The organism is Phenylobacterium sp., from assembly GCF_030651755.1.
Lineage (GTDB): Bacteria > Pseudomonadota > Alphaproteobacteria > Caulobacterales > Caulobacteraceae > Phenylobacterium.
Map to the genome: position 1 here is coordinate 1 of NZ_JAUSBZ010000115.1, position 6,290 is coordinate 6,290.

The 6,290-nt window shown below is 66.2% G+C and carries 7 protein-coding genes; 2 read left to right on the forward strand and 5 right to left on the reverse strand.

Features of this window, described 5'->3' with window-relative positions; translation table 11 throughout:
- The coding region (locus tag Q7V15_RS10765) for a hypothetical protein (protein ID WP_304755561.1) at positions 1-387 on the forward strand (387 nt) is incomplete at its 5' end.
- A gap of 140 nt (positions 388-527) precedes the next feature.
- Entirely contained in the window at positions 528-818 is a 291-nt protein-coding gene (locus Q7V15_RS10770) for an AlpA family transcriptional regulator (protein ID WP_304755562.1), read from the forward strand.
- Here the strand turns inward: Q7V15_RS10770 and Q7V15_RS10775 are convergent.
- The 5 genes from Q7V15_RS10775 to Q7V15_RS10795 form a co-directional block, all read right to left on the reverse strand.
- Positions 790-2,046 carry a tyrosine-type recombinase/integrase gene (locus tag Q7V15_RS10775; protein ID WP_304755563.1) on the reverse strand — a complete coding sequence of 419 codons (1,257 nt, stop codon included), beginning with the start codon at positions 2,044-2,046 and terminating at the stop codon, positions 790-792. The genes Q7V15_RS10770 and Q7V15_RS10775 overlap by 29 nt on opposite strands.
- A 293-nt stretch (positions 2,047-2,339) precedes the next feature.
- Positions 2,340-3,908 (reverse strand): glutamine-hydrolyzing GMP synthase, encoded by a 1,569-nt coding sequence (gene guaA / locus Q7V15_RS10780; protein WP_304755564.1) that lies wholly within the window; start codon positions 3,906-3,908, stop codon positions 2,340-2,342.
- A gap of 27 nt (positions 3,909-3,935) precedes the next feature.
- Positions 3,936-5,216 (reverse strand): RsmB/NOP family class I SAM-dependent RNA methyltransferase, encoded by a 1,281-nt coding sequence (locus Q7V15_RS10785; protein WP_304755565.1) that lies wholly within the window; start codon positions 5,214-5,216, stop codon positions 3,936-3,938.
- A 9-nt stretch (positions 5,217-5,225) separates the two neighbouring features.
- A complete protein-coding gene (locus Q7V15_RS10790; protein WP_304755566.1) occupies positions 5,226-5,621 on the reverse strand; it encodes an MAPEG family protein in 396 nt (131 codons plus the stop codon).
- Between the two features lie 3 nt (positions 5,622-5,624).
- A partial coding sequence (locus Q7V15_RS10795) for an IMP dehydrogenase (protein WP_304755567.1) occupies positions 5,625-6,290 on the reverse strand: 666 nt, incomplete at its 5' end.

The window sequence follows — 6,290 nt, forward strand, 5'->3', positions numbered from 1 at the left end:
TCAGAACGAATGTCGTTCTCCGAGAAAGACCGAAAAGTTCAGTCGAAAGCCGGAAATCCTTTTCCGGTCGATACGGCCCAGCCTCTCGCGCGCGCCGTTGCACTCGCGCTCAAGGCCGAGTTCGGCAGCACGCCCTCGGCGCTGAAGACGGTGGCCCAGCTCACCGCTTCGAACGAGCGGGCGGTCCGAAACTGGTTCGAGGCCAAGAACGGGCCCAGCGGCGAGAACCTGGTGGTCCTGATGCGCCATTCCGATTTGGTGCTCCGCACCGTCCTGGGGCTGGCCGATCGTCAGGATCTGGTCGTCGCGGTCGGGCTCGCAAGCTTGCGGCGTCAGTTGGTCGATGCCGTGGCCGCCATCGATGGACTGCCGCCAGCGCCCGAGTAGCCGCCTATGGGCGGACAGACGACCCCGCCGATTTGCACGCCAGAGCCGCCTGCAACCCTACGCCGGTCCACAAGCTCTTTTCACGCCGGGTCTATCGGCTCCATTCGAGGCGACACGTCACCTCCCGGGAGTCAAAGAGCATGTCGACACGGTCCGATGCGTTGAAGAAGCGGATGATCCGCAGGCATGAGCTACGCCAAATCGTGCCGCTGGCCGACACGACCATCTACGAGATGGAGCAGCGCGGAGAATTTCCCCGGCGCTTTGCGCTGACGCCGCGCTGTGTGGTCTGGGACCTCGCCGAGGTCGAAGCGTGGCTGACAGAGCGGCTGAGCAAGGCGCGGCGACAGAGCGTCGATCGAGCGCCGCACCCGGATGTGCGCAAGCGCAGGACCCGTCCCGTTAAAGCGCAGGATCAGGCGCGAGCATAGCCATCGTGGGCGGGACCAGCACCGGCGCCCGCTTCTGCCCCGCGACCCAAGCATCTACGATGTCGGACCACTCCTGCATCATGTGCCGGCGCTGATGCTCATACTCGGCCTTGTTATAGACCCCGCGCGATGAGCGGCCGTCTTCATGGGCCAGGCACTTCTCGATCCAGTCGCTGTTGAAACCCAGCTCGTTGAGAAGGGTCGAGCCGGTTCGGCGCAGATCGTGCACCGTGAAGGGCTCAAGCGGGAGGCCTTCTTTCTGAGCCCGCTCCACCACCGCATAGGTCACCCGATTGAAGGTGGCGCGCGACATGGGTGCGTCCGCATCGTAGCGCGATGGGAGCAGGTAGCGGGAATTTCCCGCGCAGGTTTTGAGCGCGATCATGATGTCGATGCACTGCTGAGACAGATAGACATTGTGCGCCTTCGATCGCTTCATCCGCTCCTTGGGGATCGTCCAGACAGCGTTCTCGAAGTCGATCTCGTCCCAGGTCGCGTCCTGTAGTTCGCTCTTGCGCACCATCGTCAGCAGGAAGAGGCGCATACCGAGCCGGATCGTGGGCAGCGTGGCGACATGCTCGAGCTGCTTCAACATCACACGAATCTCGGTCGGTGACAGCGAGCGGTCTTTCGGCACGAACGTCGCGATCGAGGCCGGCCCGACATCGTCGGCCGGATTGGCCACCTTCTCGCCGTGCAGAATCGCAAATCCGTAGATCTGTTTGAGGATGTCGCGGACGTGGATGGCGGTGGCCGGAGCACCGCGATCGACGATCTTTCCGCAATGGGCGCGAAGATCATCCGGCGTGATCTCGTGCAGCAGGCGGTTCTTCCAGACCGGCAGCAGCTCACGCTCGAAGATCGAGCGCCGCATGGCTCGGGTACTGTCAGCCATCGGCGCTTTGGTCAGCCACGTTTCTCCGAACTCTCCGAAGCTCTTGGCTTCCTTGAGGCGGCGCTTCTCCCGCTGCTTCTCTTGGGCTGGCGACCGGCCTTCAGCGACGGCGCGTTTTGCGTCGATCGTCTTTTCGCGCGCGCGGGCAAGCGAGATCCCGGTCGGGCCGTACTTGCCCAGCGTCAGCGTCTCCCGCCGGCCGTTCAAGCGGTAGTCCAATCGGAACGTCACCGTACCCGACGTGGAAACATGAACGTAAAGCCCGTCACGGTCCGTGACCTTGTAGGCTTTCTCGCGTGATTTCAGATTCTTAAGCGCCACATCGGTGAGCATACGGGCTCCTTCACGACAGAAATACCGTCGGCCCGATTTCGGTATCCCTCTAGACCTTTTATCTTGCGTTTTCCGCGTGTTAGGTCTTAAAAAATACCGTCATGTAAGCCGATGTCCCTGACGGTATCGCCCTTGGCGGCATGGTGCAAGTTTGCGGCATACCGTCGCGCAGGCCGTCAGCGCGAGCCGCTGCCCCCCGATTGATCTCGATAGATGCCGGAAGATAACTTTTTTATTTCAGTAGCTTAGTGGCACTTTGGCGAAAGATGCCGATAGGCCCAAACGGGCCTGAATCATTCCCACTCGATGGTGCCCGGCGGTTTTGACGTCACGTCGTAGACGACGCGGTTGACGCCGCGGACCTCATTGATGATCCGGGTGGCGGCCTTGCCCAGGACCTCCCAGGGGAATTCGAAGAAGTCGGCGGTCATGCCGTCGGTGGAGGTGACCGCCCGCAGGGCGCAGACATTCTCATAGGTGCGGGCGTCGCCCATGACGCCGACCGTCTTCACGGGCAAGAGGACGGCGAAAGCCTGCCAGATGGAGTCGTAGAGACCTGCCTTGCGGATCTCGTCGAGATAGATGGCGTCGGCCTGCTGCAGGACGGCGACCGCCTCAGGCGTGATCTCGCCCGGAATGCGGATGGCAAGACCCGGCCCCGGGAAGGGATGGCGGCCGACAAAGGCCGGCGGCAGGCCAAGCTCCACGCCCAGCGCCCGGACCTCGTCCTTGAACAGCTCGCGCAGGGGCTCCACCAGCTTCAGCTTCATGTAGTCGGGCAGGCCGCCGACATTGTGGTGGCTCTTGATCACCGCTGACGGGCCACCGCGGGCCGAGACGCTCTCGATCACGTCGGGATAGAGGGTGCCCTGGGCAAGGAAAGCCGCGCCTTCGATCTTGGCGGCCTCCCGGTCAAAGACTTCGACGAACAGCCGACCGATGGTCTTGCGCTTGGTCTCGGGGTCGGTGACGCCGGCTAACTCGCCGAGGAACTGCTCGCCCGCGTCCACATGGATCAGGGGGATATTGTAGTGGTCGCGGAACATGGTCACGACCTGCTCGGCCTCGTTGTGCCGCAGGAGGCCGGTGTCCACGAAGACGCAGGTCAGCTGGTCGCCGATCGCCTCATGGATCAGGACCGCGGCCACCGAGGAATCGACCCCTCCCGACAGGCCGCAGATCACCTTGCCCTCGCCCACCTGGTCGCGAATGCGCTCCACCATCTCCTGGCGGAAAGCCTTCATGGTCCAGTCGCCCTTCAGGCCGGCGATCCTGTGGGTGAAGTTGCGCAGGATCAGCGCCCCGCGTGGCGTATGCGCCACCTCCGGGTGGAACTGAATGCCATAGAAGCGCCGGCCCTCGTCGGCGATCACCGCAAACGGCGAGCCTTCGGAGGCCGCAACCACATGGAAGCCCTGGGGGATGGCGGTGATCTTGTCCCCATGGCTCATCCAGACGGTCTCCTTGGCGCCGACGCCGCCCAGGCCCTCCAGCAGCGGGCTTTCACGCTCGATCAGGATTTCGGCGCGGCCGAACTCCCGGTGGTGACCGCTCTCCACCGCGCCGCCCAGCTTGGCGCACATGTGCATCTCGCCGTAGCAGATGCCCAGCACCGGGACGCCGAGCTCGAACACCTTGGGCGTGACCTTCGGGGCCTCATCCTCGTGGGCGCTGGCCGGCCCGCCCGACAGGATCACCGCCTTGGGCGCATAGACGTCCAGCATCGCCTCGATCTTGTCGAAGGGATGAATCTCGCAATAGACACCGTTCTCCCGCAGGCGTCGGGCGATCAGCTGGGTCACCTGGCTGCCGAAATCGACGATCAGGACGCGCTCGTGGTTGGGTTCGAGAAGCTCGGTCATGGCGGGGGCCTTGGTCATTCGGTCGGTTTAGCGCGCACGCTCCAGCACGGCGACGAAGAAGCCATCCGTCTGGGCGCCGGCCGGCGTCAGACGCAGATAGCCCTGCGGCGTGAGCCAGGGGGCAAGTTCGGTTCGGTCGGTGGCGGGCCGGACGGTGAAGGCGCCGGCCTGCCGGTCCAGGAAGGCCTCCACCCGGTCCTCGTCCTCCCGCGGAAGGATGGAGCAGGTGACATATATCAGCCGCCCCCCCACCCGGGCGAAGCTCGCCCCGTGGTCCAGCACCTGGTCCTGGTCGGCCATGCGGCGCTCCAGCGCCTCAGGGCTCAGGCGCCACTTGGTGTCGGGATGCCGCCGCCAGGAGCCTGAGCCTGAGCAGGGGGCATCGATGAAGACGACGTCCATCTTGCCTTCCAGACCCGCCAGGGGCTCGGCGTTCACCGGCGAACGGATCTGCAGGTTGCGAACCCCGGCCCGCTCCCCCCGGCGAATGGTGTCGGTCAGGCGCCGGGCGTCGGAGTCATAGGCGTAAATCTGGCCGGTGTTGCCCATGGCCGAGGCCAGAGCCAGGGTCTTGCCGCCGCCGCCGGCGCAGAGGTCGAGGACCTGACGGCCCTTCACCTCTCCGGCGCAGGCGGCCGCGATCTGGGAGCCCAGGTCCTGAACTTCAAACCAGCCCTTTGAGAAGGCGGGGATGGTCTCCACCGCGCCCGCCCGCCGCGACGGGTCGGGCGCCGGGATGCGGATGGCGCCCTCTAGCAGGTCCACAGTCTCAGGGCCCAGGGGCGACAGGGCCTTGAGCGCCCGGACCGGGTCGGTCTTCAACAGATTGACCCGCAGGTCGACGGGCGCACGCTGAGCCAGCGCCTGGGCCTCGGCGACCCGGCGATCGCCAAAGGCGCGGCCCAGGTCTTCATCCAGCCAGTCGGGATAGTCGCCGCGCACCGGATCAGGGGCGCCCGACAGATCGGCCGGCGCCTCGAGGGCCGCAGCCTCCGCCTCGCTTAGGGCGCCAGGCCCATGCTCCTCGTCGGCGCAGGCCTCGGCGACGGCCTGGCTGGTCCAGCCCCATTCGAATTTCAGGGCGGCGATCGCGGCCGCGCGGTTGGAGTCCGCCCCCATCCGCCAGCCCAGGGAGCGTCGCTTGCGCAGGACATCCAGCACCAGGCCCGAGACGAAGGCCCGGTCCTTGGAGCCGGCGAACCGCGATCGCTCGCCCCAGGTCTTCAGGGCCAGGCGCGCAGGTCGGTGACGGGTCTCGATGTCGTCCAGAACCTCTATGGCCGCAGCCAGCCGTCCGCCGTCACGCACTGGGCCGCCTCACAGGAAAATGGCCGCCACCACCATGCCAAGGCCGATCATGGCGGCGAACCAGACGAGGCTGCGCACCGTGGGAACGCCGGCCGCATAGAGGGGAACATAGAGGGCGCGGCCCGCCACATAGAGCACGCTGCCCCACAGGGTCAGAGCCCCGAGCTTTCCACCCAGATAGGCCACGATCACCGCCGCGGCGAAGAAGGGGAAGGTCTCGAGGAAGTTGCGCAGGGCCCGGTCAAGACGGGCGGCGACGCCGTCGATGGGCCGCACCTCGTCCCGTGGGCCGGCCGCCCACTTCAGACCCTGCTGGCGGCGCGCTGCAGCTGCGCCCCAGAGGATCTGAATCAGGCCGATCACGACGGCGACGGCGAGCAGCTTGAGCTCCAGAGCCATGGTCATGGTCTAGATCCCGCTCGGATAGTTGGGCGCCTCGCGGGTGATCATGACGTCATGGACGTGGCTTTCGCGCAGGCCCGCCCCGGTGATGCGGATGAACCGCGCCCGTTCCCGGAACTGTTGCAGGTTGCCGGCCCCCACATAGCCCATGGCCGCCCGCAGGCCGCCGACCATCTGGTGGACGATGGGGGCGATCGGCCCCTTGAATGGCACCTGTCCCTCGATGCCTTCAGGCACCAGCTTCAGGGCGTCGGAGACTTCCTTCTGGAAGTAACGGTCGGCCGAGCCCCGGGACATGGCGCCCAGGGAGCCCATGCCGCGATAGGCCTTGTAGGAGCGGCCCTGATACAGGAACACCTCGCCCGGCGCCTCGTCGACGCCGGCGAAGACCGAGCCCATCATCGCCACCTGGGCCCCGGCGGCCAGCGCCTTGGCCAGGTCGCCGGAATACTTGATCCCGCCGTCGGCGATCACCGGCACGCCGGAATCCCCTGAGGCGCGGACCGCGTCCATGATGGCGGTCAGCTGCGGCACGCCGACCCCGGCCACCACACGGGTGGTGCAGATGGAGCCAGGGCCGATGCCGACCTTCACCGCGTCAGCGCCGGCGTCGATCAGGGCGCGAGCGCCGTCATAGGTGGCGACATTGCCGGCGATCACCTGGACCCGGTT